General features: G+C 50.4%; 26 protein-coding genes and 3 pseudogenes. 3 read left to right on the top strand and 26 right to left on the bottom strand.

Annotated features, from left to right (window positions below; genetic code table 11):
• Window positions 1–104: 104 nt before the first annotated feature.
• The 18 genes and pseudogenes from B9L21_RS00585 to hpf all read right to left on the bottom strand — a co-directional run bounded on the left by B9L21_RS00585 (window position 105) and on the right by hpf (window position 16,718).
• Window positions 105–1,550 carry a S41 family peptidase gene (locus B9L21_RS00585; protein WP_063164767.1) on the bottom strand — a complete coding sequence of 482 codons (1,446 nt, stop codon included), beginning with the start codon at window positions 1,548–1,550 and terminating at the stop codon, window positions 105–107.
• A 237-nt stretch (window positions 1,551–1,787) separates the two neighbouring features.
• A complete protein-coding gene (locus tag B9L21_RS00580; protein ID WP_063164766.1) occupies window positions 1,788–2,495 on the bottom strand; it encodes a pirin family protein in 708 nt (235 codons plus the stop codon).
• Window positions 2,482–2,914 (bottom strand): annotated as a pseudogene (locus tag B9L21_RS00575) (DoxX family protein). Before B9L21_RS00575 ends, B9L21_RS00580 begins: the two are co-directional and overlap by 14 nt.
• Window positions 2,915–2,999: 85 nt before the next feature.
• Window positions 3,000–3,257, bottom strand: a pseudogene (locus B9L21_RS00570) (MerR family transcriptional regulator); the annotation flags it as partial.
• A gap of 44 nt (window positions 3,258–3,301) precedes the next feature.
• Window positions 3,302–3,460 (bottom strand): hypothetical protein, encoded by a 159-nt coding sequence (locus B9L21_RS18225; RefSeq protein WP_366663853.1) that lies wholly within the window; start codon window positions 3,458–3,460, stop codon window positions 3,302–3,304.
• Between the two features lie 11 nt (window positions 3,461–3,471).
• Window positions 3,472–3,978 (bottom strand): TlpA family protein disulfide reductase, encoded by a 507-nt coding sequence (locus tag B9L21_RS00560; RefSeq protein WP_143424827.1) that lies wholly within the window; start codon window positions 3,976–3,978, stop codon window positions 3,472–3,474.
• Complete coding sequence (merA, locus tag B9L21_RS00555; RefSeq protein WP_225995602.1) at window positions 3,954–5,666, bottom strand: mercury(II) reductase; 1,713 nt, start codon at window positions 5,664–5,666, stop codon at window positions 3,954–3,956. Before merA ends, B9L21_RS00560 begins: the two co-directional genes overlap by 25 nt.
• 396 nt (window positions 5,667–6,062) lie before the next feature.
• Complete coding sequence (locus B9L21_RS00550) at window positions 6,063–7,358, bottom strand: murein hydrolase activator EnvC family protein (protein ID WP_063164764.1); 1,296 nt, start codon at window positions 7,356–7,358, stop codon at window positions 6,063–6,065.
• A gap of 31 nt (window positions 7,359–7,389) precedes the next feature.
• The gene (ftsX, locus tag B9L21_RS00545) at window positions 7,390–8,283 is read right to left on the bottom strand and encodes a permease-like cell division protein FtsX (RefSeq protein WP_063164763.1); all 894 of its coding nucleotides are present in this window, start codon (window positions 8,281–8,283) and stop codon (window positions 7,390–7,392) included.
• A complete protein-coding gene (gene ftsE / locus B9L21_RS00540; RefSeq protein WP_063164762.1) occupies window positions 8,273–8,959 on the bottom strand; it encodes a cell division ATP-binding protein FtsE in 687 nt (228 codons plus the stop codon). The genes ftsX and ftsE overlap by 11 nt, the downstream gene beginning before the upstream one ends.
• 478 nt (window positions 8,960–9,437) lie before the next feature.
• The gene (cccB, locus tag B9L21_RS00535) at window positions 9,438–9,776 is read right to left on the bottom strand and encodes a cytochrome c551 (protein WP_063164761.1); all 339 of its coding nucleotides are present in this window, start codon (window positions 9,774–9,776) and stop codon (window positions 9,438–9,440) included.
• A gap of 62 nt (window positions 9,777–9,838) precedes the next feature.
• Window positions 9,839–10,702 (bottom strand): YitT family protein, encoded by an 864-nt coding sequence (locus B9L21_RS00530; protein WP_063164760.1) that lies wholly within the window; start codon window positions 10,700–10,702, stop codon window positions 9,839–9,841.
• Between the two features lie 135 nt (window positions 10,703–10,837).
• Window positions 10,838–11,098 (bottom strand): type II toxin-antitoxin system RelE family toxin, encoded by a 261-nt coding sequence (locus B9L21_RS00525; protein ID WP_063164759.1) that lies wholly within the window; start codon window positions 11,096–11,098, stop codon window positions 10,838–10,840.
• A complete protein-coding gene (locus B9L21_RS00520; protein WP_063164758.1) occupies window positions 11,067–11,321 on the bottom strand; it encodes a hypothetical protein in 255 nt (84 codons plus the stop codon). The genes B9L21_RS00525 and B9L21_RS00520 overlap by 32 nt, the downstream gene beginning before the upstream one ends.
• A 114-nt stretch (window positions 11,322–11,435) precedes the next feature.
• A protein-coding gene (gene prfB, locus B9L21_RS00515; RefSeq protein ID WP_143424826.1) for a peptide chain release factor 2 occupies window positions 11,436–12,540 on the bottom strand; the annotation gives its coding sequence in 2 pieces (ribosomal slippage) (window positions 11,436–12,464 and window positions 12,466–12,540; 1,104 coding nt in all).
• 93 nt (window positions 12,541–12,633) lie between these two features.
• A complete protein-coding gene (gene secA, locus B9L21_RS00510; RefSeq protein WP_063164756.1) occupies window positions 12,634–15,147 on the bottom strand; it encodes a preprotein translocase subunit SecA in 2,514 nt (837 codons plus the stop codon).
• Between the two features lie 109 nt (window positions 15,148–15,256).
• Entirely contained in the window at window positions 15,257–16,087 is an 831-nt protein-coding gene (locus tag B9L21_RS00505; RefSeq protein ID WP_063164755.1) for a hypothetical protein, read from the bottom strand.
• Between the two features lie 82 nt (window positions 16,088–16,169).
• Complete coding sequence (hpf, locus tag B9L21_RS00500) at window positions 16,170–16,718, bottom strand: ribosome hibernation-promoting factor, HPF/YfiA family (RefSeq protein ID WP_063164754.1); 549 nt, start codon at window positions 16,716–16,718, stop codon at window positions 16,170–16,172.
• 174 nt (window positions 16,719–16,892) lie between these two features.
• Between hpf and B9L21_RS17160 the strand changes: the two genes are divergently transcribed.
• The 3 genes and pseudogenes from B9L21_RS17160 to B9L21_RS00490 form a co-directional block, all read left to right on the top strand.
• Window positions 16,893–17,054, top strand: coding sequence for a hypothetical protein (locus tag B9L21_RS17160; protein WP_225995601.1), 162 nt, complete (start codon window positions 16,893–16,895; stop codon window positions 17,052–17,054).
• A gap of 222 nt (window positions 17,055–17,276) precedes the next feature.
• The gene (locus B9L21_RS00495) at window positions 17,277–18,077 is read left to right on the top strand and encodes an HD-GYP domain-containing protein (protein WP_225995600.1); all 801 of its coding nucleotides are present in this window, start codon (window positions 17,277–17,279) and stop codon (window positions 18,075–18,077) included.
• Window positions 18,078–18,136: 59 nt separating this feature from the next.
• A pseudogene (locus B9L21_RS00490) lies at window positions 18,137–19,135 on the top strand (IS1634 family transposase); the annotation flags it as partial.
• 499 nt (window positions 19,136–19,634) lie between these two features.
• Here B9L21_RS00490 and B9L21_RS00480 read toward each other — a convergent pair.
• The 8 genes from B9L21_RS00480 to B9L21_RS00445 form a co-directional block, all read right to left on the bottom strand.
• Window positions 19,635–20,021, bottom strand: a complete 387-nt coding sequence (locus tag B9L21_RS00480) for a hypothetical protein (protein ID WP_063164752.1) — start codon at window positions 20,019–20,021, stop codon at window positions 19,635–19,637.
• 12 nt (window positions 20,022–20,033) lie between these two features.
• Window positions 20,034–20,387 carry a flagellar protein FliT gene (locus B9L21_RS00475; RefSeq protein ID WP_063164751.1) on the bottom strand — a complete coding sequence of 118 codons (354 nt, stop codon included), beginning with the start codon at window positions 20,385–20,387 and terminating at the stop codon, window positions 20,034–20,036.
• On the bottom strand, window positions 20,387–20,788 hold the full coding sequence (gene fliS / locus B9L21_RS00470; RefSeq protein ID WP_063164750.1) for a flagellar export chaperone FliS: 402 nt from the start codon (window positions 20,786–20,788) through the stop codon (window positions 20,387–20,389). The genes B9L21_RS00475 and fliS overlap by 1 nt, the downstream gene beginning before the upstream one ends.
• A 21-nt stretch (window positions 20,789–20,809) precedes the next feature.
• The gene (locus tag B9L21_RS00465; protein ID WP_063164749.1) at window positions 20,810–22,312 is read right to left on the bottom strand and encodes a flagellar hook-associated protein 2; all 1,503 of its coding nucleotides are present in this window, start codon (window positions 22,310–22,312) and stop codon (window positions 20,810–20,812) included.
• Between the two features lie 15 nt (window positions 22,313–22,327).
• The gene (gene flaG, locus B9L21_RS00460) at window positions 22,328–22,687 is read right to left on the bottom strand and encodes a flagellar protein FlaG (RefSeq protein ID WP_050367809.1); all 360 of its coding nucleotides are present in this window, start codon (window positions 22,685–22,687) and stop codon (window positions 22,328–22,330) included.
• A gap of 267 nt (window positions 22,688–22,954) precedes the next feature.
• Window positions 22,955–23,989: a macro domain-containing protein gene (locus B9L21_RS00455; RefSeq protein WP_011232587.1), complete on the bottom strand. Its 1,035-nt coding sequence runs from the start codon at window positions 23,987–23,989 to the stop codon at window positions 22,955–22,957.
• 13 nt (window positions 23,990–24,002) lie between these two features.
• Entirely contained in the window at window positions 24,003–24,635 is a 633-nt protein-coding gene (locus tag B9L21_RS00450; RefSeq protein WP_063164748.1) for a DUF4433 domain-containing protein, read from the bottom strand.
• A gap of 702 nt (window positions 24,636–25,337) precedes the next feature.
• On the bottom strand, window positions 25,338–25,889 hold the full coding sequence (locus tag B9L21_RS00445) for a class I SAM-dependent methyltransferase (protein WP_063857325.1): 552 nt from the start codon (window positions 25,887–25,889) through the stop codon (window positions 25,338–25,340).

Genomic DNA, 25,889 nt, shown 5'->3' with positions numbered 1-25,889 from the left:
CTCATAGAAAATGGTTTGCCCTCCAACCGGGGATGAAAATCACCGCTCGCCGGCGCGGGATGTTCATAGAAAAGAGCCCCCTAGGCTGGGAGCTCCGACGCTGTTTATGGGAATAACACATCTAATGCTGCTTTCAACTGTACGTCGTGCTTCGGGTCGCGGATCGCTTCCATAATTTTCGCTTGCAGTACGTCAGCCGTCGTTTCATCGATCCGTCCGGTGGCCGGGAGCTGATTTGCTTTTTGGAATGCTTTCACCGCTGTTTCCGTTTCTTTGCTGAAGTAGCCGTCCGTACGACCCGGGTCAAACCCGAGCCCTTTTAACATTTTTTGCGCGCTGGCAATTTGTTCATCATTCATATCATACGCGAACGGTTTTTCCACATGGAGCGGAGTGACGTGGAAAAACTCAGGCTGCGCAACCGCCACATCCGGCTTGATTCCTTTTTTATGAATCCAATGTCCATCCGGCGTCAACCATTTGTAGAGCGTCAGCTTAATGTTGCTGCCGTCGCCCATCGGGATGGCCTGCTGCACCGTCCCTTTGCCGAACGTCGTCTCGCCGACGAGCTTATAGCCGCCTGCTTCCTTCATCGCGCCGGCTAAAATTTCTGACGCCGACGCGCTGCCTTGGTCGATGAGCACAACGATCGGATACGGTTTTTTCACCGTTAACTCAGAATAAAATTTTTGTTTGTCGCCATCGCGCTCTTCAATTTGCACATACGGTTTCTGTTTCGGGACGAGCTCTTTTAAAATTTCCTCGACGCTTTGCAAATAGCCGCCTGGATTGCCGCGTACGTCGATAATAAGCCCGTCGATTTTTTCGTTTTCAAGCTTCGCCAATTTCTTTTTAAAGTCAGCGGCCGTGTTTTCCGAAAACGACGTAATTTGCAAGTAGCCGGCCTTTTTGCCGTCATGCGTTTTGACCGCCTCATACACCGTTTCGATTGGGATTTCGTCACGGACGACTTTGACTTTCATGACATGTTTCGCGCCTGGGCGGAGAATCTCAAGCTCCACCGTCGTCCCTTTTTTGCCGCGGATTTTCAGCACCGCCTCATACAAATCGAGCCCTTCAAGGCTTTCCCCGTTCACGCGCAAAATTTGGTCGTTCGGTTTCAGTCCCGCTTTTTCTGCCGGTGAGTTTTTAATCGGCGCGACGATCGTCACTTTCCCGTCGATCATGCTTACTTCAGCGCCGATCCCTTCAAATGACGAGTCGAGCGACTCATTAAACTGTTCGGTCGTTTCCGCATCCATGTAGACGGAATATGGATCATCAAGCGTGCCAATCATGCCTTGAATGGCGCCTTCCGTCAATTGTTCCTCATCGACCTTTTCCACGTACCGGCTTTTGATCAGCTCATACGCCTGGCGGATTTTTTTCATCTCTTCGTTATCGTTTGTTACTTTGGACGGTTCAGCGGACATGACCGCTGACATCGGACTGTCCTCCGCCCCGCCGGCCAGCTGCAAGCCAGCATACGTCCCGCCGGCCCCGATGAGCATCGATATGGCCATCAATGCGGCCGTCGTCGTTTTTTTCACGTTGTTTCCTCCTCACCCTGTACATAAAGGAAAAGCACCGCCTAACGCCGTGCCATGCCCTTATCTCCATCATATGTCAGGCTTGTACTGAGTATGCTTCCCCGTTCTCGCCATAGGGGAACCGCCGTCCATCCCTGCTATTAGTTTACACGCTCGTTTTTGATTTCTCAACTCATACGGACACGGAAAAAAGAGGCATCCCCGCCGCATTGGCGAAAGATGCCCCTCCTTTACGTTTTAGTTTGGCAAGTCAATGAGCATGAACCGCGCTCCTTCGTTCGTCGACAAGCGAAGCGCCGGCGTTTCCGTTATGCGGGCTGCATCGCGCGTCTGCAATAAAGCATCACCTTGTAATGTCAAATCGCCATCAATGACAAAGACAAAGATTTTCCGTTCCTCTGGCTGGGTAAACGTCAGTTCGTTCCCTCTCTCTAAGTCAGACAAGTAAATCGTTACATCTTGGTGAATATGAGCAATCCCCGGCGAAGAAGGCTGTTTGGCCACGACCGGCAGCAGCGCATTTTTCATCTTCTCGACCGGAAACTCGGTCCGCTCGTACGAAGGCGTTAACCCGTGTTCTTCCGGCAAAAACCAAAGCTGCAAAAAGTTCACTTCTTCGGTCGCCGACGGATTCACTTCCGAGTGAACGATGCCGGTGCCGGCAGACATCCGCTGCACACCACCAAACGTCGTTACGGCCTTATGCCCGGTGCTGTCTTCATGTTGCAAGTACCCTTTCAACACGATCGACACAATTTCCATCTCCCGGTGCGGGTGAGCGCCAAAACCGGCAAGCGGTGCGACGAAATCGTCGTTTAACACCCGCAGCGGTCCAAACTGGATGTTGTTCGGGTCGTAATACTCGCCAAACGAAAAACTATGGTACGTTTTCAGCCAACCGTAATCGGCATGATAACGGGATGAAGCCCGGTCAATCTGAATCATCCTTTTCCTCTCCTTCCTTCATTATTGAAATCATAACAGCATCAAGCGCGTACCGCCCTGGTCCGGCAAGCGCCACCCCGAGCGCTACAGTGATAATGGCTATATTTATTCATAACCGTTTTGCGTCACCCAATACCCGTTCGGCCCATGTACCTTCACGATCGCAACAGCCATCGGGATAATCATGAAGAGCGCCGTCAGCGGCGTCAACAATCCAATCGCAAACAACAGCTCGTCGGCCTGTTCACTCAAGCCGGCCACCGCTGCCATCGCTTTCCCGGGCTTCAGCCCGAGCGACTCCATCCGGCTGTTCCTTGCAGCCCATATTCCCTAAACCATCCGAACCGTTTTTGCGCTCCATGCGCAGCAAATGTCAAGCCGAAGACAACCCGGATGACGAGCAAACCAAGACTTATCATAATGACGCTCTCCCAATACTATTAATACATAATTCTTGAATTCAAAATAATTATATAAAAATCAAAGGGGAAAAGGCAAGCGAAAAAAATGGGACATATCTTTGCATCGGTCATGGTCCCGATCGACAATGCCAAGCAGTTTATGAATTTCCGCCAAGGTGAATCCGAGCCCTTGCAGCCGCTTAATGAACTGGATGCGCCGGATCGTTTCTTCCGTATACAACCGATATCCGCCTTCGGTCCGCTCGGTTTCTGGAATGAGCCCTTTCCGTTCGTAGTATCGGATCGTTTCTTTATTGACATGGCATTTTTCCGCTAGTTTACCGATGCGATACGTTCCCATATCATCACCCTCGCTGAAAGTTACTAGAGTTTCCCATCGTACTTTTATTTCCACCGTTCATTGGGGACAATATCCCACATCCAAAACCTCATATCATCGACCCTGCTGAACAAGGAAACGGGGCAATGCGAATTAAGGCATCGAAAGTAACCTTCCCTTTCGATAACCAAGCCCCCACTATCCTTGTTCAAAACTTTTCTCATCTCCCCTTCGTCTATTGGCAACCCTCCAGCAGAGCATTTTGGGCAAATCTCCTTGTTCTCAATGAGATCCCGCCAGTTTGGGGCAAGCTACAGCATCCAGCCACGCCATCAAGCGAGTTCACCCTAAATAACTTGACAAGGGAAAGATCAGCATCAAACACATGCGGCCAATCCTCCCCATACGTTCGCTGAAACGCTGCTAAATCTTCCTTTGCATCCGTCTGGGGATCCACATCGACGGTCACCACTTGAACGTTCCTTTCCTTTGCTACTTCCTTCAAATTCTGTTCGATATCAACGCATGAAACGCACCAGGCGGCCATAAAGAACAGGACGGTTGGCTTTTGGTCATTGATGTTGACCGTATTTCCCTCAATATCTTTCACGCGAATGTGGATGGTGTCCTCTCTTGTTGCAGTCTTGTTTACACTCAACCATCCCACCGCCAAAACTGTGATGAGGAGGAGAACCCCGCCAAACGGATCGCTCCCCATTAAGCTTCGTTGCAACCGCAACAACAATCGATTCCAACGCTCCGTGAAACCGTGGCCTCCGTTCGAAGGCTTTCCCCCGCACAGCACGACAGTTTCGAGACATCTTGGTCAAACGTCAGCGCCGCCAGCTTCAGCCCTTCCGCCATCGTTAAATACGGAGCCAACGTGCGACGAAGGTCGTCGATCGTTAATCCGAATTGAATCGCCAACGCTGCAGCGTAAATGACCTCACCGGCATGGTCGGCGACGACATGAGCGCCTAACAGTTTGCCGGTATTCGCCTCGGCGACGAGTTTCACTACGCCGGTCGTTTCCCGGTTGACGATGGCGCGCGGCACTGCCTCAAGCGGAAGAACGGACGTTTTCACCTCATATCCGTTTTCTTTTGCCCGCTGCTCAGTCAAACCGACCGTCGCAACCGCCGGGCGGGTGAATGTCACCGCCGGAACGACGGCCGTATCCCAGCGCTGATTTAGCCCGCCTATGGCATTGGCCGCGGCAACGGCGCCTTGATGGGCCGCGACATAGACGAACTGAGGGCCGAGCGTCACATCGCCTGCCGCGTAAATCGCCGGGTTTGTCGTCCGCGTATATTCGTCCGTCCAAATTTCCCCGCGCGCCCCAACCTTGACGCCGGCCGCCTCCAAGTTCAACGCCGCTGTATTTGGCGTCCGCCCCGCCGCTACGAGCAGTTCATCCGCCTCAATGACCCCGATGCGGCCATCGACGTTCACATACACGTTTTTCGTGTCTCCTTCTTGTTTGACCCGTTCAAACGAGGCGCCGGTGATGACGCGGATGCCTTGTTCTATGAGCGCCTGGGTCACCGCTTCAGAAATTTCCGGGTCATACCCTTTCAACAGGCGCGGGCTTCGCTGCATCAGCGTCACTTCTGAACCGAGATGGTGGAACAGCTGCCCGAGTTCCAGCCCTATAGATCCGGCACCGATGACCGCGAGCCGCTTCGGCACGTTTTTCAACTCAAGCAACGTCGTGCTCGTCAAGTAGTCGACTTCATGAAGCCCCGGAATGTTCGGCACAGCTGGAGAAGCGCCAGTGGCGATCAAAAACCGTTTCGCCGACAGCGTTTGGCCGTTGACTTCAATCGTTTGACCATCGACAAATCGGGCTTCCCCTTGGATGAAGTCGAACCCGTACTCCCCGATTAAATCGGCGTATTTCGCTTGGCGAAGCTGCTTGACCAATTCATTTTTTTGCTTCACCAACGGCGCCAAGTCGACCGGACCGGCTGATGTATGAAGCCCGAGAAACGGGTGATTCCGCGCCAACGCATAAATTTCCCCGGCCCGAAGCAATGTCTTAGATGGCACGCAGCCGATATTGACGCACGTCCCCCCGACGGTTCCTCGTTCGACCATGGCGACTTTCGCCCCGTATTTCACCGCTTCAATCGCCGAGGAAAAGGCTGCCGCGCCAGAACCAATGATGATGTAGTCGTACTCTCCTTCGCCAGCGATGGCAGGGCTGGCTGGCGCGGAGATCTCCTCTGCCTCCCCCGGCTCGTAATGAGCGTTTTTGACCGCTTGTCTCGCCATGTCAATGTCGGCGTCCTCGGGCAGCGCAAATACCGCTTCCCCACGCCGGAAGCTGACGTCAATCTGCTTGGCTCCGATCTCGTTCAGTGCCGCAGCGACATGTCGTTCACAACCGGTACATGTCATGCCTTGAACGGTCATTCGATACGTTTTCATGATGAAAAACACTCCTTATCCGCCAAATGTCTCTTTCCTATTTTGTACGAACCTTCCACAAGAATCCATATCATTCGCTCTCATGATTCATTCGGAAGGGAACGCAGCACGCTCCGCGGCCATTTCCCGTTTTCCCCGGGGAACAACCATCCGTTTCGCCCGGTCGCGTTAGCTCTCGCCTTCCAACTATCATCATCAGTGAAACAAAAAACAAACCGTGGTGGTGAGAAGCAAAGATCAGGCTTAGCAAGGTTTCTCGATTTGAGAAAATACAGATGCTGCGCACACTTCCACATCAATCACCGCCTTCTAGGCAGCCTCAACACTGCAAAAAATGCGCAACTCGTCCACCGCAAATCGATAGACAAGTTGCGCATACATATTGATTTAATCGTGTTAGAACGCAATATAATTGCGCGGGTCGACCGCATTTGTTTTCCCGACGTTCCACCCGCCGCGATGCAATTCAAAGTGAAGGTGCGGGCCAAAGGACTGCCCGGTGTTGCCCATATAGCCGATGATTTGTCCTTTTTGGACACGCTGTCCTCCTCCCGCCAACCGCGCCTCGAGATGGGCGTAAACGGTCGTATACACTTGGCCGTTAATGACGTGACTGATGAAAATGACGTTGCCGTAGCTGCTAGAATAGTAGGAACGGAACACGACCCCGTCGGCGGCGGCAACGACCGGAACGACCGGAGCCCGCTTGCCAATATCGACTCCCAGATGGAAGTCCGTGCCACCAAACCGGTAACCGAAACCGGACGTGATCGGTCCGTTGGCCGGACGGGTGAACGCCCCGCTCGATACCGGCGGGACGCTGCCGCCGGATGGCGCTTCCCCGCCGCTTTTCGATGCCGGCGGTGAATATGTACGTCCACGCTGTTTCGCTGCTTCTTCCTCAGCGCGTTTTTGCCGCTCCAGTTCGGCGAGCTGCTGCTTCACGGCTGCTTCTTGTTTGGCGATCAGCTCTTTTTCCTCTTCAAGCGCCATTTTGTGCTCATGCTCTTCTTCCTCTTTTTGCTTCAAATCCGACATTAAGCGGTTTTTCTGTTCAAGCTGGGCGGCGAGTTGGGCTTGCAGCTGTTTTAGCTCCTGCAGGTCCGCTTGCAGTTTGTTCCGCTTTTGCGTGAGTTCGGTTTCTTTTTTCTCTTTGAGCGCTTTATCCGCTTCTTGCTCACGGATGATTTGCTGGTCAGCTTCCATGATCGTCGTCACCGCGCTCATACGGTCGATGAAGTCGCTGAAGCTTTGGGCGCCAAGCAGCACTTCCAGGTAGCTGATCGCCCCGCCGCTTTCTTGGAGCGAGCGCAGGCGCGCTTTTAAAATCTCATTCCGCTTTTCAATCCGCTCCTGAATCTCGGCAATTTCCTGTTTCAGCTTGTCGATCGCCTGTTCGGTTTCACTGATGTCCGCACTAACGTTGCGAATTTTGCCGCTCGTTTCCTCAATGGCGATATTGAGCTTTTCAATGTCATTGGCCACTTGTTTTTGCTGCGATTGGAGAGTTTCAATATTTTTTTGCGCCTCGCTGATTTTCTCTTCGACATCCGACCGTTTGGAGCGCAGCGCATCGATTTCGCTCCGTTTTTGCTCGATATCGCGATTGCTGACAGCGTCCGCTGCCGGCGGAAGAACGCCCAACCCGAGCGCTGCTGCGACAGCGAGTGCCAGCATCTTTTTCTTTTTCATCGCTTGTCCCCTCTCCCTCTCAAACTTATTTTTATACTTTCAAAAACTTGCGCACGGACATGACGCTTCCCCAAACGCCGATCACGGCACCAATGGCCAACAACAAGACGCTCAGTTGCCAAATGAATGGGGAAAACGGCAAAAGTTCAAAAAGCTGCAGCGAAAATTGCTGTTCATACAGACGGTACACATTGTAATAGACGAGCGCCAGCACAACAATCGGAACGATCGAACCGAGCACCCCAAGCCATAGCCCTTCGAGGAAAAACGGCCAGCGGATAAACCCGTTCGTCGCCCCGACGAGCCGCATAATTTCAATTTCGCGGCGACGGGCAAAAATCGTAATTTTAATGGTGTTGGAAATTAAAAACATCGCCGTAAACAACAGGCCGAGAATGAGCACCAGCCCGACGTTGCGCATGACTTCAAGCGCATTAAATAGCTTTTCTACCGTCCCTTGTCCATAATTGACTTTATGAACGGATGGGAATGTTTCAATTCGCTTCGCAATGCCGACGGTATCTTGCGGATGAGCGGCCTTCACGACGTACACATCGCTTAACGGGTTGTCCTGCTCAAACAGGCGGAACGATGAGCCTTCCTCACCCATGCTCTCAATCAGCCGCTTCAGCTCCTCATCTTTTGACGAGTAGCGAACTTCTTTGACGTTAGGAATGGCTTCAATTCGCTGGCGCAGCGCATCCTTCTCTTTGCTGTCAGCGGTCAAATCGATATGGACGCGAATTTCAACATCATCTTCCACTTTTTTTGCAAAATAGTTAATGTTGAACATGACGACAAAAAAGACTCCGACAAGCAATAGCGTCACCGTGACGGCGCTCGCGGATGCAAACGTCATCCAGCCGTTGCGGCCGAGGCTTTTTACGCTCTCCCGAACGTGGCGCTTGAACGTGTTAAGCGTCATAGCCGTATTCCCCCTTCGCTTCGTCACGGACGATTTTCCCGTTTTCGATCGCGATGACGCGCCGGCGGGTGGCATTGACGATCTCTTTATTATGGGTCGCCATCACAATCGTCGTGCCCCGATCGTTAATTTTCTCAAACAGTTGCATAATGTCCCACGATGTTTCGGGGTCCAAGTTTCCTGTCGGTTCATCAGCAATCACGATTTTCGGGGAGTTGACGATCGAGCGGGCGATCGAGACACGCTGCTGTTCGCCGCCGGACAGTTCGTTCGGATAAGAGCGGACTTTATGTTTGAGGCCGACTAAATCGAGTACTTCCATCACTTTTTTGCGGATCACTTTCGGCGATTCTTCAATCACTTCCAAGGCAAAAGCGACGTTTTCATAGACGTTGAGCTTCGGAAGCAGCTTAAAATCTTGAAACACAACGCCGATGTTGCGGCGCAGCAACGGAACTTTATTGTCTTTTATGTTGGCGAGATTGACGCCGTTGACCATAATTTTACCGCTCGTCGGCTTTTCTTCACGGTACATCATTTTAATAAATGTCGATTTGCCCGCACCGCTAGGCCCAACGACATAGACGAATTCTCCCTGCTTGATGCGGACGTTGACGCCGTTTAGCGCCACGACTCCGTTCGGGTATGTTTTGTACACATCTTGCATTTCAATCATCATAATCACCTATGTTTCGACTCGCTTGCTGTCATTTCTCGAGCTGTTTCGAATGAATCTCGCAAAATTCCGCAAGGTTTATTATAACACGATTTTTTGCTGTCGAATTTTACATTTATATTTCAAATAGGAGACAATAGCAAAACTAGGAGAAAAGTTCTATACACATGTGGGAGGAAGGGGCAACTTCCCGACCGCGCTGCACACCGTAGCCGCTGCAGCCCTTTCCCCAACGGCCTTGTCGGCATCATCGACAACCGCGCCATCAAAAGTGGGTGAGGCAATGAGCGATCCTATTCTCGGGCCATATTGACATCTCGTTACGTCGGCTTTTCATTGTGTGCAGCTTCCAGCTGATCCCGACCTTATAGGAAAAAGCGTCCGTTAGGGGGAGGAGGGAACGTAAGCCCGTCTGTCACATCGGCAAAAAAGACCGCCCAGCTCCTGAAAGGAAACTGGACGGTGCTTGGTTCATGCCTTATTTTTTCGCGGCGAGCCATTCTGCCACTTTGTCGGCGTCTTCGCCTTGGATGATCCCTGCAGGCATAGCGCCGCGGCCGTTGACGATGACATCTTTAATTTCATCTGTCGAATATTTGCTTCCTACTTTTTGTAAGTTCGGACCGACCCCTCCTGAAAGGTCTTGACCGTGGCATGATGCACAGTTTTGCTGATAAATTTGCTCAGCAGCAGCAACGGTATCCCCTCCGCCGTTGTTATTGCCGCCGTTTTGCTCCCCGGCGTTGTCATCACCGCCGCCGCATGCTGCAAGCGCCAGCGAAGCGCCAAGGAACACGGTTGCTAATTTCCACTTCATCATGAACTCCCCCTAAAAACAAAAATTCGCTTCTTTCGTTATTATAACCGATTTTTTCCGTTTTACGTACGTTGAAATCCCTCTCCAAGCACTTCAGCGGCGTTGGCAACGACGACAAACGCTGTCGGATCAATGGTTCGCACGATTTGTTTCAATTTTGTGAACTCCGATTGAGCGACGACGCACATCAACACCGGCCGTTCATGTTCCGTATAGCCGCCATACGCGGGCAGCCGCGTCACCCCGCGGTCGATTTCATGCAAAATGGCGCGCCGCACTTTTTCTTCTTCCTTTGTAATGATGAGAGCGATTTTTGAGTAGCCGAGCCCGACTTGGACGAGGTCGATCGTTTTGCTTGTCACATACAAGGCGATCAAGGCATAAAGCGCCCGTTCAATATCAAACACGAACGCTGCGGTTAACACGATCAAGCCGTCAATAAAAATGACGCACATCCCAAGCGACAGTCCGGTATATTTATGGATGATTTGGGCGGCCAAATCGGTGCCGCCCGTCGAGGCGCGGCCGCGAAACACTATACCGAGGCCAAGCCCGACGCCGATGCCGCCAAACAACGCGCCAAGAAGCGGATTCGCCGTCGCCGGCTCCATCCCTTTCGTGATATAGACGACAAGCGGCAAAAATACCGTTCCGACAAACGTCTTGACGCCAAACTGCCGGCCTAAAAGGACGACGCCGGCGATAAACAGCGGGATGTTGAGCGCCCATTGGACATAGGCGGGCTCGATGCCAAACAGCGCATCCACAATCGTGCTAATCCCGCTCACTCCGCCAGAGGCGATCCGATTCGGCAGCAAAAACACGTTAAACGCGACGGCGACAATCGCTGCACCAACAAGCACGTACACATACTCCAAGGCCGCCTCCACCGCTGGAGACATCGCTTTGTCTCTTTTTCTCCGCATGCTTCCCCACCTTCCTCTGTGAGTATAGCATGCCCGTTTTTTGAAGTAAATGACAGCCGGTTAACGCGATAGCGATCTGCTATGCTAAAGAAAAAAAGGACGATCCGATGATCGCCCTAACAAAAAATACAAGCCTCAATACACATCCCCACGGTTGCCGATCGCCTCAATATAGATGATTCGTTCTTCATGATCGATACGAAATAACACACGATATGTTCCGATTCGCAGCCGATATAATCCATCCTGCCCCTTCAACCTTTTAATATCCCCCTGCGGTGGGATCACTAGCAGACCTTGCAACCCAGAGGCCAACCGTTCTTGAACCTCTTTTTCTTGCCTAGCGATGAATTTGACTGCGGCCTTACGGTAGATCAACTTGTAGCCCGAATTCACGCTTGGCTTCTCCTCCGATGATATATCCTTCATCGCTTTGCAACTGCTGGCGCTCTTCTTCCGTCAACGCTTCTTCTTCATCTGTTTCGTCAATCCGCTCCCATACCATTCGTTCCTTTCTGGACTGATCAAGCAAGTACATCAAAAAATCGTACGCTGTTTGATGATCCGTTTCATCCAACCGTTCAATCAGTTCGTAAAGCACTTGTTTGCGCACCGCCAAAGCCACCGCCCTCCTTTTGCCTTTCGTTACCTTCAGCATACCACGGGGATGCAGATGCGTCAAAATCAGAAAAATGATTTTTGAAACGAAAAAGGACGATCCGATGATCGCCCTTTACTTCAACTTCGCGCGCAAATACGCGTCTATGAACACATCGATTTCCCCATCCATCACCGCTTGCACGTTGCCGACCTCGACGTTCGTCCGGTGGTCTTTCACGAGCGAGTACGGATGGAAGACGTAGGAGCGGATTTGGTTGCCCCAGCCGATTTCTTTTTGCTCGCCGCGCAGTTCAGCGAGTTCGGCTTGCTGCTCCTCCATTTTCTTTTGATACAGCTTCGCCTTTAACATATTCATCGCTTTTTCGCGGTTTTTAATTTGCGACCGCTCCGACTGGCACGTGACGACAATCCCGGTCGGCAAGTGGGTGATGCGCACCGCCGAGTCGGTCGTGTTGACGTGCTGCCCGCCCGCGCCGCTGGAGCGGTACGTGTCGATTTTCAGCTCTTCCGGACGAATCTCAATTTCAATGTTGTCGTCCATCTCCGGCACGACTTCGCATGACACGAACGACGTATGGCGGCGGCCTGAGGCGTCAAACGGGGAGATGCGCACAAGCCGGTGCACCCCTTTTTCCGCCTTTAAGTAGCCGTACGCGTTATGCCCTTTAATGAGCAAAGTGACGCTTTTCACCCCGGCTTCCTCGCCCGGGAGATAATCAAGCATTTCGACTTTAAATCCTTTTTTCTCCGCCCAGCGCGTGTACATGCGCAGCAGCATCGACGCCCAGTCTTGCGATTCCGTGCCGCCCGCGCCCGGGTGAAGCTCCAAAATGGCGTTATTTTGGTCGTACGGCTCATTGAGCAACAGCTGCAGCTCAAACGCGCTGAAGTCTTTCGTCAATTTTTTCGCCTCTGCTACAAGCTCAGCCTGCAGCTCGTCATCCGGCTCCTCTTTCAACAACTCGTACGTCACTTCCAAGTTCTCAAACCGTTCTTCAAGCGATTCAAACTCGCCGACTCGTTCTTTGAGCGCATTCGCTTCGGAAATGACCGCCTGCGCCGCTTTCTGGTCATCCCAAAAGCCGGGTGCGGCCATTTGCTCTTCTAGTTCACGAATGCGCGCCTGCTTTGTTTCGAGGTCAAAGAGACCCCCTGATTTCCGCTAATCGCTTAGCCATTTTCTCTAACTCTTGCTTAATTTCCACCAAATCGATCATGTTGTCCTCACCTCATCATGAATATCGTATGCGCCTGATTTGTATTTGCCATTCAAAAGGGAGGCGATGCCTCCCTTAATTATTTATAAACGGTTATACCGCTCTTCCGCAACAATGTTTATATTTTTTCCCGCTGCCGCACGGGCACGGGTCGTTGCGGCCGACGCGCACCGCCTTGCGGACCGGTTTTTTCTTCGGCTCCTCGCCATCTTCTTTCGGGTGAACCGCCTCGCCTTTCGCCACTTCCTGGCGCTCGAGGTTATGATGGATTTCCGCCTTCATCATATACGTCGCGACTTCCTCTTCGATCGACGCGATCATGTTTTCAAACATCGCATAGCCTTCCATTTGGTATTCGCGGAGCGGATCAACCTGTCCGTAAGCGCGCAAATGGATGCCTTGGCGGAGCTGCTCCATCGCATCGATATGGTTCATCCATTTCATATCGACAGCGCGCAGCACGATGACCCGTTCAAATTCGCGCATTTGCTCGGACGGAATGTGCGTTTCTTTTTCATCATAGCGCGCTTTCACTTTCTTCCAAATGAGCTCGATCATTTCTTCCGGCTCTTTGCCGCGCAAATCGCTTTCCGTCACATCGCCCTCCGGAAGCAAGTGGGCATTGAGATAATCAACGAGCCCTTTTAGGTTCCACTCTTCCGGCAAATCTTCTTTCGGCGTATGAGCGTTGACAACGCGCTCGATGACTGACTGGATCATTTTTTCGACAATGCCGCGCAAATTGTCGGCATCAAGGACCTCAAAGCGCTGGCGATAAATGATTTCCCGCTGTTCGCGCAGCACATCGTCGTACTGAAGCAGCTGTTTGCGGGCGTCAAAGTTGTTGCCTTCCACCCGTTTTTGCGCCGACTCGACCGCCCGTGTCACCATTTTGCTTTGAATCGGCTGCGAATCGTCCATGCCGAGCCGATCCATCATCGCCATCAAGCTCTCGGAGCCGAAGCGGCGCATCAGCTCGTCTTCAAGCGACAAGTAAAACTGCGACACCCCCGGGTCGCCTTGGCGTCCGGAACGGCCGCGCAGCTGGTTGTCGATCCGTCGGCTTTCATGCCGCTCCGTGCCAATGACAGCCAACCCGCCAAGCTCCTTGACCCCTTCGCCGAGCTTAATGTCCGTCCCGCGCCCGGCCATGTTCGTCGCGATCGTCACCGCGCCTTTCTGCCCCGCTTGGGCAATGATCTCCGCCTCTTTCGCATGGTTTTTCGCGTTTAAGACGTTATGCGGAATGCCTCGTTTTTTCAGCATCTCAGACAATAGCTCCGACGTCTCGATCGCCACCGTGCCGACCAACACCGGCTGCCCTTTCGCATGGCGGGCGGCGATGTCCTCAACGACCGCGCGGAATTTCCCTTCCATCGTCCGGTAAATCAAATCAGGACGGTCTTCACGAATGACCGGACGGTTTGTCGGAATGACGACGACGCGCATGTTGTAAATGTTGCGGAACTCCTCTTCCTCCGTTTTCGCCGTCCCGGTCATCCCCGCCAATTTTTCATACATGCGGAAGTAGTTTTGGAATGTAATCGTGGCAAGCGTCATCGACTCGTTTTGAATCTCCAAGCCTTCCTTCGCCTCGATCGCCTGATGGAGCCCGTCGCTGTAGCGGCGGCCGTGCATCAAGCGCCCGGTGAACGGGTCGACGATGATCACTTTGCCGTCTTGCACGACGTAATCGACATCGCGCTGCATCGTCACATGCGCCCGCAGCGCCAGCTGAATATGATGGTTGAGCGTGACATGTTTCAAATCAAATAGGTTGTCGATGCCAAACGCCCGCTCGGCTTTGTTCATCCCTTCCTCGGTCAGCTGGACGCTTTTCGATTTTTCATCATACGTATAATCAACATCTTTGCGGAGCGTGCGCACGAACGCATTCGCCTGCACATACAGCTTCGTCGACTTTTGCGCCGTTCCGGAAATGATGAGCGGCGTCCGCGCCTCATCGATCAAAATCGAGTCAACCTCGTCAACAACGGCAAAATAAAGCGGGCGCTGCACCATGTGCTCTTTATACAGCACCATGTTGTCGCGCAAATAGTCAAAGCCGAACTCGTTGTTCGTCCCGTACGTAATATCGGCGTTGTACGCCGCCTGTTTCTCCTCGCGCGACATGCCGCTTAAATTCAAGCCGACTGTCAATCCTAAAAACTTGTACAGCTCACCCATTTCCGTCGCGTCGCGCGACGCCAAATATTCGTTGACGGTGACCACATGCACCCCGCGCCCAGTCAAGGCGTTTAAGTAGACCGGCATCGTCGCCGTCAACGTTTTCCCTTCCCCGGTTTTCATCTCGGCGATGTCGCCTTCATGGAGGACGACACCGCCCATAATTTGTACTTTATATGGATATAAGCCGAGAACGCGCTTCGCCCCTTCGCGCACAACCGCGAACGCTTCCACAAGCAGATCATCCAGCGATTCGCCCTGCCGGTAGCGGGCTTTAAACTCCTCGGTCTTTTGCCGCAGCTGTTCATCCGACAATCGCGCCATCTCCGGCCCGAGCGCATCGACTTGGTCTGCGATCTTCTCAAGCCGTGCCAACTGGCGCTTGTTCGGGTCGAATACCTTTTTTAAGACTCCAAGCATAGGAAACGCTCCTTGTTTTTCAATGGACTTACTTATTCATCATATCATTTACAGGGATCAGTGACAACTGTTGTACAGGCTGAGAGAGGGGCATGTCCAAGAGAGGGGATCACGCCTTGGACTGAAGCTGCTCAATCGCCGCTTCCGCATGGTGAAGGCGCCGATTCAGCGCATAAATTTCAAAACTTTTCTCCTCTACTTTTTCATGAATTTTGCGAAGCAATATTTGCACATCATCCACAAGCTGCGTTTCGACGCGATGAAGCGTTTCTTTCACTTCCGCCAACTCCGCTTCTACACGGTCTAATCGTACTTTCACCTCTCCCGTTTCTTGTTCAAGGCGGCTAATGCGCTTGTTCATTTCATCGACGCGGCCTTCAAGCGCTTCAACACGAGTCGTCAGTGAACCAATTTGCCCACTCATGTCTGCCAAACGGCCATCGATCTGCACAAAACGCTCATTCATTTGAGCAAAGCATTCGTCAATCCGGGCAAATCGCTCATCAATCTGCGCAAACCGCCCGTCAATCTGGACAAACCGTTCGTCAATACGGGCAAATCGCTCATCAATCTGGGCAAATCGCTCATCAATCTGGGCAAATCGCTCATCAATCTGGGCAAATCGCTCATCAATCTGGGCAAATCGCTCATCAATCTGCGCAAACCGCCCGTCAATCTGGACAAACCGTTCGTCAATACGGGCAAATCGCTCATCAATCTGGGCAAATCGCTCATCAATCTGGGCAAACCGTTCATCAATCTGCGCAAACCGTTCATCAATCTGCGCAAACCGTTCGTCAATTCGGGTAAACCGTTCGTCAATTCGGGTAAACCGTTCATCAATCTGCGTGAACCGTTGGCGAGTTTCTTCTTGAAACGCCAAAAATCCTTTTTCCATGTTATCCAACTTGGACAATATTTGACGCAACAGTTCCTCCATCGTTCTCCCCCCTTTTGCTCTTTTCACACATATTATAACATCCCCTGCCAAAAAAAGCAGGGGATGCGCATAGAAGAGTTGTTCAATTCGCCTCGATCAATCCGTATCTTCCGTCTTTGCGGCGGTAGACGATGTTGGTCCGATTCGTTTCGGCGTTCGTAAAAATAAAGAAATTGTGTCCTAACAAATTCATCTGCAAAATCGCTTCCTCGCTGTCCATCGGTTTTAAGCTGAAATGTTTCGTGCGCACGATTTCAAATTCATCTTCGCTCTCCGCCGCAGCAGCGCCGTTTGGCACAGGGGCGGCCAGCTTCACTTCCTTCTCGCGGTCGCGCAGCTTCCGATTGACTTTCGTTTTATGCTTGCGGATTTGCCGCTCCAATTTATCGGTTACTAAATCAATGGCCGCATACATATCGTCGTGGCGCTCCTCGGCGCGCAACAACAGATGCGGAATCGGAATGGTCACCTCGATTTTGCCTTGTCCGTCGTTGTATACTTTCAAGTTAACGTGCACATGCACGTCATCGGTGCCATCAAAGTAGCGTTCCAGTTTCCCGATTTTTTTCTCCACGTACTCGCGCAAAGCTGGCGTTACTTCGATGTTTTCTCCGCGAATGTTATACATCATCGCTGACCACTCCTTATTTTCAAACTATAACTCCCTACATTCTTTACTTACCCATCAAACCCCTGCTTCAATCAAAAATATTTTTGAAGATTTTGTGAAAATCATAGGAAAATATGGTAATATAAGCATAGGCATTTTTTCTTATGATGTTAGGCATACGGAGTGTGTAAACGAATGAGAAAGGTCCATATTTCCCATGCAAAAAGCGGCGACGTGCTCGCGGTCGACCTGTTTTCTGCCAACGGCGGCGTGCTGCTCTCGCGCGGCGTGCGGCTCACAAACAGCTACATTCGCTCTTTAGCGCAAAAAGGGGTTCAATACATTTACTGTAGATGAGCAAATTTGCTAACATAAATTTACAAACTAAACAAAAAAGGAGACATGAACCCGATTCCTTGGTTAGAATAGATGTGCTACCAACTACCCACAAGGAGGTTCATGTCTCATGAATATCTATGACGCCGCAAAGCAAGATATTCCCATTGATGTGATCAAAAAACAGCTCCATGTCGCCTAAGGGGTCCCCTGTTTGTCTCTTAGGGAATGGAAATTACTGTAATGAAAAATACTCATCTACAGTACATTTATATCGATGACAAGCAAACATATGACATCCGCCCGCGCCCGCTCATCAGTCCAACCGTACGCCAGCAGGCGGTGAAAAAAGTGTACGACACGATGACGGCCCTCATCGAGCAAAAAAAGCTGCTCCGCCGCGTCTCCTCGCTCGATTTAGGGAAAGAGTACGAAAACGTGTTCAAAGACATTTTGGACTATTTGCTCCGACAGGAGAACTTGTTGATTAACCTATCCGACTTGGTCATCTCAAGCGGCTACTTTTTCCACCATTCGGTCAACGTCGCCACGATCGCGGGCGTCATCGGCATCGCCAAAGGCTACCGCCCCGAGCAGCTGCTCGACCTTGGCATCGGCGCGCTGCTGTTTGACATCGGCATGACCCAGCTTCCTGATGGGCTTTGGCGGAAAAAAGGGGCGCTGACGGAAGAGGAACAGGACATCATCCGCCGCCATACGTACCTCGGCTTCGAACTGCTGCGGCGCCAGCGCAACATTTCGCTCTTTTCCGCCCATTGCGCCTTGCAGCACCACGAGCGGTGTGACGGCAGCGGCTACCCGCGCGCCTTATCGGGCAAGGACATTCACGAATACGCGCGCATCGTCGCCATCGCCGACGTCTTTGACGCCTTGACATCGGCGCGCTACCATCGGAAGCAATATTCTCCGCACGAAGCGGCCGAATACTTATCCGCCGCCGGCGGCATGTTAGACCTCACATTTCGCACCCTTCCGACGAAAATCGGGAGGATTTTTTTGCATCGATGTGGAATGAATCCTTGACACACAAGGAATGCAAAGGAGTTTGTCCACCATGGATGTTCAAATTTGTGAGATTTATGAAAGACACTCTGGCGCAGACGAAAGCCGCCAACGCCTTTTTGATCACGAGAGGCCCATCGTCGCTCCGAATCGTCAAAGCTGCTCTGGCGGAAGCGGATGTCCAACCCGATCCAGCGTGGAGCGACTCCTTTTCGTTGGCCGAGAAAAACGGCGCGGCGTACCGGGTATGGGAAACGGCCTCGACGTATGAAGGCCACCCCGTTCGGCTGATCGTCGTCGAATCGAGCGCACTCGACCAGCGCAAAGGAAAAACGCTCGAAAAAGAGCGGGTCAAAGAAGCGGAGCTTCTTCGCGAGGAACAAGCCCGTTGGGAGCGTCACCCCTTCTCCTGCCGCGAAGACGCCGAACAAGCCTTGGCGTCCCTCAAGGCGTCCCTTCGCCCCCGGTTTCATCGGGTCAAGGCCGCGGTCGAAGAGATCGTGCGCCCGAAAAAACGGCGCGGCCGGCCGAAAAAAGGGGTGGAACCCGAGGTGGAGACGCTGTATCTTTTGCGCCTGGACGTCGAATTCCACCAACAGGCATGGGAACAGGCAAGACGGAAAGCGTCCCGGTTTGTCCTCGTCACGACCGTTCCGAAGGAATGGAAAGGCCGAACGATGGATGCTCGAGAAATCTTGAAGTTGTATAAAGGGCAAATCTCGGTGGAAATGAACTTCTCCTTTCTCAAAGATCCGTTCTTCACCGACGAGATTTACGTCAAAAAGCCAGAACGGGTGGCGGTGTTGGGCTATTTATTTCTCTTGGCCTTGGCGATTTACCGCGTCTTTCAGCGCCGGGTGCGTCAGTTCATCACACCAGAACGCCCGTTAAAGGGCGCCGGAGGCCGCAAGCTGACCCGACCGACCGGGCAAGCGATTTTTCAGTTGTTTGAGTATGTGAAAGTCGTCCTCCTCAAGCTGCCGGATGGACGCATCCAACGCGCGCTAGGAAAACCGCTCACCTACGAGCAGCGAAGGATTCTGCAAGGATTGGGAATGGATGAGAGCATTTACGTGTAACGTCATATGGAACGACTAGCGATGGTAAAAAAAGGATTGCCATCGCTTGTCGTGTTGGTCAAAAAGTTATTCTGAAAAACTAAATAAAAAATCCTTTGTTTTGACCTTGTTAGGGTGCGAAATGTGAGTTAGACTACGAACTCATTAAGCTCTTTCTTTCCTACATCGCCATTTACCCGGTCGCCACAACCGTCCTGCTCAACACCGGGTACGTCGGCGTCGTCTCGCAAGTGTTTCCAGGCTTTCCGCTCCGCCCGATCGTCCGTGTCATCAAAAACCCTGCGGGCGAGGAGCTGAAAAGCCCTTATGAGATTGACTTGCGAAAAGAAATGAACATCACCATTGTCAAGGCCATTTGACCCCCTTGCCGCCCACAGCAAAAACAGGCGAACGAACGCTTTGTCTCATTCGCCCTGCCGCACAAAAGCGGGTGCCCTCGACCCATCAAGAGGACACCCGCTTTCGCTTGAATGGCTGCCAAAGCGCCGCCGTTCGTTCTTCACTGCACGACATACCGCCGCAACCGGCCGGAAACCGCCGCCTTCCAAGCTTGAAACGCCGGTGACAACCGTCCGCAAACAATCCGCTCCTTTGCCGCTGCATCAGAAAACTGCCCGTCAAGTGCCGCGGCCGCGTCGAGCACATCGACAAACCGTTCAAGATGACGGACGAAATCGTTCTCCTCAGCGAACAGCTGCTCTAGATACACGTTCGTCTCGCCGATTTTCCCAAGCGCCAGCAACACATCCGAAAGCAGCACGTCCGCATGCATCCGCTGCGGGTCGGAAAAACTCGCCTCCACATAATCGAGCCCTTCTTCGATCGTCTCAAGCAGCGCCGCGTATTGGCGGATGATATTCAGCGCCGCGCTTGTCAATTCCGCCATCTGAAATCCCACCTATCGCCGTTTATCGTAAAACATCCCGTCAAACGAAAGCGGCTGCTCGTACGGGTGAACATAGCGGGCGTTCGCCTGCCGTTTCGCCCCCGCCATCCGCAAGTCGCCGCGAATCTCATCGCGCACTTGACGAAGCCGCGCCTCAATCTCCTGATTCCAGGCGACGATCTCGCAGCCAAGCCGCTGCTCTTCCTCACTGTATGGCGGCCGCAACTCCCGAAGCCACTCCCCACGCCGCCGAAGCAGCTCATCGACTTGCACAAGCCGCGCCTCGCGCTCCTCGGCTGGCCACGGCAGCGCGGTCGCTTCAAGCAGCTGCTTCGTCACCAACCAAACATCGTGCACCACGCCCATTACACCTGTCCGCCTTCCGCGTATTGCCGCTGCCGATTCAGCTGAATCACTTGCTTCCACGTATCGCGAAACTCCGTGACATACCCTTCCACCTCATCCAAAATCGCCGCATCGTGTTTCACATTCGCCTCAACCAAGCGGCGGTAGATGTAGTCATACATCATCATCATCGATTTCGCGACGTCATACTCCATCTTCAATGTCTTCATCAGTTCCAAAATGATGTTTTGCGCTTTAATCAAGTTCTCATTGCGCGCCGCCACATCGCCCGTCTCGATCGCCTGGCGCGCGAGTTTGATAAACTTCAAACAGCCGTTATACAACATGAGCGTCAGCTCACCGGGCGACGCTGTCTGCACGGCGTTCGTTTGATATTGTTGATACGGGTTGTTCGTTGCCATGTCTTTTCACTCCTTCACTCGTTATTGCCCGCCGCCGAAGAAGGCGTTCATTAAATACATGCTTTGCTGATTGGCGCGCTGAATCGCCTCTTCCATCGCTGTAAACTGCCGGTAGTAGCGGTCTTCGATCAATTTCAGCCGGTCCTCAAACCGGTCAATTTGGTCATTAATTTGGATGAGATCGCGCCCGATCGCAAACTGCTGGTTCGTCCAAATCGTCTTCCCCGCCTTTTGCTCAATCTTTCCGATCGTTTCTTTAATTGTATCACGCAAGCGGCGGGCAAGGCCTTTCTCGGCCTCATTCGTGCTATCTTGGTTAAACAGCTGATACACCGCTTCCGGGTTTTCTTTGATTTTCTCCCGCAGCTTCGTCTCGTCAATGATCAATTTCCCGCCATCAAGGTAGTTCGATGACGTCGTGATGCCAAGCTGCGCCAGCTGTGAAAACCCGCTCGGGATATTCGCCCCTTCCACTTTCGTGTACAAGTCCATCCGCATTTGGCTGAGGGCGCTCGACAAAATCGAATCGCCGCGAAGCATCCCGCTCCGCGCCTTTTCTTCCCACAGCTCCACTTGTTTTTCCGTCATCGCTTCTTTTTGCTCATCGGTGAGCGGCGGATAATCGCGGTAGCGCTCTTCTTTCAACTCGGCGTTGATTTTGGCGATCACTTCATTGTATTTATCGACAAACCCTTTTATCGCGTTCACCATCGCGTCGACATCGGTCGAAACCGACACCGTCGCTGTCCCCGTTCCCTTCACGGTATACGTCACGCCATTAATCGTAAACGTGTTCGACGAACGGGTCGTCGTCAAGCCGTTCAACGTCACTTGCGCGTCTTGCCCTGCTGTTTTTCCTGTCAAATCCTGCCCTGCCGCAGCTCCCGTAAACCCAAGCTTTTGCGCGAAAAAGTCAGCCGTCGTCTGATCAGCGAGCACCAAGCTCGCCTGCGCCCCCGTCTCTTTTTTCATGATCGAAATCCGCCCGGTTTGCTCATCGTAAAACGCGCTGACGCCAAGATCGGCATTGTTGTTGAGCTGGGCGATCAACCCGTCTAACGTCGTTCCTTGTTTTACCGTGATCGTCGCCTGCTTCGTGCTTCCATCCCCGTTCGTCACATTGATCGTCAACGTCGTATCAGCGGCAACGGAAAAACTCGCCTTGTCCACCCTCACCGCGGCATCGGACAGCCAGACGGCCGAGGTGGCCACTTGACTCACCTGAATCGTCGTCGCCACGTTCGCCGCGCTGGAGCTCGCGGTCGCCGTCACGGCCGCTTCATTCGAGCTTGAGACCGTTTTTTTGAGCATGCTGCTTTGGAGGGTGATGTTGGAAAACAGGTAATCATCCAGCCCTTGCAGCAGCGTGTTCATCGCCCGGTAATCATCGCGCTGCCACTCGAGCAGCTGCTTTTTTTGCTGGAGCTTATCCAGCGGCATCCGCTCTGCTTTCATCAAATCTTTGACGATTTGATCAATATCCATCCCGCTTGCCAAACCGCTAATGCGCATGTTGCTTGCCAAATTCACTCACCACCATTAAATTTTTTTATCGACAATCAACCCGACAAATTCCATCATCGCCGCGTACATATCCAACAGCTTCTTCGGCGGAATTTCGCGAATAACCTCATCCGTTCGCTCATCAATGATTTGTACGTAATATTCCTGCAGCTCGTCATGCAGCTCAAACTTTAACGACGTATGGCTTGGCTGAAGGAATTCGTTTAAGCCTTTCACTACTTCTTCTAGTTTTTCTTTTGGAATGTCTTGCGCTGTTGTTTCCGAATTGTTCGTATGATGTTGCTGCTGGGGTTCGATCATGCTGCTGGCTTTTTCATTGCGAATATTTTCATACAAATAAGAAAGTGAATGAGAAGAAACGCGCTCTACCGTCATTACGTCCGCTCCTTTGCATGAACACTATCTATGTTTTATATCGGATGGAGATGGGGAGTTGTGAAGGGGAAGAGAAAAATAAAAGCACTCCATATAAAAATCAGGGGATTATGATAATTTCATTTTAACAATAGGATGTCAAAAGGTTTAGAATGCAGTTTTGTAGGGAAAATCAAAAAACGAAAAACTCTTAAAAATTAAGGTTTACACTGATAATAAAAGCCTCACTCCCTAAATGAGCAAGGCTTATCTACAAGCATTTTTTTATTAATTAAGCATCCCTATTCCCTTCAAATGTTGCCAAGCTTTTGTAATATGCTTTTCTTTAAATATCTTCCGCTTTCGTTCGTTCCAGTTGTGAATTTCTTCAATAATGGAACGAACATCGTCTTTTATATCCGGATTTTCTTTCACAACCCAATGTACGGTCGAAAGCAATTCCAGCCCATATGGAGTTTCAAACCCTTGAATGACATTCCGCACTTTTTCTAAATGTTCATCAGCTTCGGAATCACCCTGCAAATACTGTTCAGCTTCTTGTACCGCATTCGGTAGCAAATAAATTTCCGCATCCCGATTGCGGTCTCCAAAACCTCGAATAAAATGACCGTCCAAACGCAGTAGCACATGATTTAAGTTGTCCGCATACGGACCGTATTTCCCTTTCTCAAATCGCAATCTCATTGGTTCGCCGACAACCTGAAGAAAATAAGCCAACTTCTGAACTTCCAGCAATGACAACTTATACCCCGGAATGGAATAATCATTCATTAACATTAGCAATAACGCTCGAGATCTTGTCATCTTTGGAGGTTTTGTACGTATTTTGATTTGATCAGGGTTAGGGCTCCCTGCAGGCTCATACAAATGCACTTCCACCTCTTTTAAATGCTTAAAAGCCGCTTCAATTTTAGGACGTACTTCATCCCATCTAAGCCCGCCATTTCCACAGCCAAGCGGCGGAAGCGCAATCGATTTTATATTAAGCTCCTTAACCACCTTTATCAAATCCGCCAACCCTAGTTCAATATCTTCCATCCGGGATTTATTTTTCCAATGGCGTTTTGTAGGAAAATTAATAATATATTTTGGGTTCAACAACGATTTAGTGGAAACGACATGCATTTTGCCTGGTTGCACTTCCTTGCGGCGGCAAGCCTTTTCATACTCTGAAAACATTTCCGGATAAGCTTGCTTAAATTGCAGTGCGATTCCTTTCCCCATCACACCGACACAATTTACTGTATTCACTAAAGCTTCTGCTTCATCTTCTAAGAGGTTACCTTGTTTTAGGATGATCATTGCGTCACCTCCTTCAGTAGTACCAATGCGGCCGGACAGCTATCGGTTTATGGCAATGACATTGGTACATAATCTCTTCAACTTTTTGCTTCATTTTATCATTTTTAACCCCGATGCCTAAAATCATATCAATAGGAACAAATTGATACACTAAAAACTCCGCTTGCCTTCTTCTTTCCCGATCGGGGTCCTCTTCCGTTTCAAACCAAAATTGAGAGTGCATGACGTTCCAGTCGATTTTGTCCAAATTCTTTAAATCGTTATAAAAATCAGTAAATTTCATAATGGCATGCCCATCCGTAAACACATAACCTAATCCTCTATGATGGATCACATCTGTCCTAGACACAAGATAAATAATCTCATCTTGTCCTTTTGTGTACCCGTCTACACGTCCTTTGTTAATAGCATATAACATCGGTGACCTAGGTGCAAAGTAAAAAGGAACATAATAATGCAAGGTGCCATAAGGAGGAAGCGGAACCAATGTGGTTAACCTTCTATCTTGTATACGTGTATGCGCAATATTGACATACGATACACTTTTCACCTTCGCCACGTTATTTGCCACTAATCCACCGTGACAAAGGATCGATGGAAGGTTGCTATAGTGGGTGATATGGTAGAGCCATTTTTTATAAATCATCACGTCAAACACCCTACTGTTTAGTTTTATATGTGGAAATAAAATATTTCATAAATGATCGATGGCGTACATTGCCCGACAGACAAATTATAAAACTAGTAAGCAAAACTGTCTTTATGGGTTTGCATTTTTTCTTACAATAAAATACAGTTCATAATTTTAGAAATATTTCATAATCTTCAACCTGAATTACAGCTCCTATTTCTTTTTGGTATACAAAGCCCGATGATGTATAAAAGTTTGTGTAAAGCATTTTGCTAGACCAAAAGAAAAAAGGTAGGGTATTCTCTGATTTAGCCATAACACATTCCAGAGAAAGGAGTACCCTATCTATTCAGAGATCCCTCTATCTATCTTACATTACACAAAATTCTTGACGGTACCTCCTTTTCGAATCGAAACCACCGCCGCCGCCAAATTGTCGATGCGCAGTTTTCTCGGGACGCCTCCGGCTTGGCGAAACAGCTGAGTGAGCCCGTAAAGAAAACATTCGCTGTTTTCCGCCGGCATCTATGACGCCGCAAAGCAAGATATTCCCATTGATGTGATCAAAAAACAGCTCCATGTCGCCTAAGGGGTCCCCTGTTTGTCTCTTAGGGAATGGAAATTACTGTAATGAAAAATACTCATCTACAGTTAATAACATAAAAACTTAAGAAAAACTCTTTCGACTGGCTTAATTCCTCATTAATAAAATAACATTTATTTTATAGCTTTAACTGTATAGTGTATTGGCATTAAATCGCGTTTTTCTGTATCAAGAGAAGTAATTTCTACCTGAGTAAAATCTTTTAGCAGAACATTTAGTCCAAATTCCGTAAAACGCCAACAATCCGGTAACGGACCATGAATTCTAAAATTGAATGGTACACTCAAAAGTAAAATGCCAGAAGGTTTTAATAACCTATAAATTTCTTCTATTGCTTTAAATGGATTCAAAGTATGTTCTAAAACCTCTGTACAAACAATTATGTCAAAATATTCATTAGGTAAAAACTCATTATATTTTGTAATATCAGCTATATAAGTTGCTCCAGAGGAATCATCAATGTCAAGTGTTTCAACTAACGCTTTTTTAAAATACGCTTTAGCGCCTTCATGAATTTGCGGTGCTATATCTAATACACGTATTGTTGGTTTATCGTATTGAGCTGCACTTTCTTCTAAAAAACTTTTAATATTTTCCCTAATTAATTTATAGCAACTCTTGTCAAATTCACTAACAACTACATTTTCTATTTTCCTAAATTCCAT

This window comes from Geobacillus uzenensis, from assembly GCF_002217665.1.
GTDB lineage: Bacteria > Bacillota > Bacilli > Bacillales > Anoxybacillaceae > Geobacillus > Geobacillus subterraneus.
Note: the sequence above shows the minus strand (reverse complement) of the source record. Positions and strands in the feature narration are given on the sequence as shown.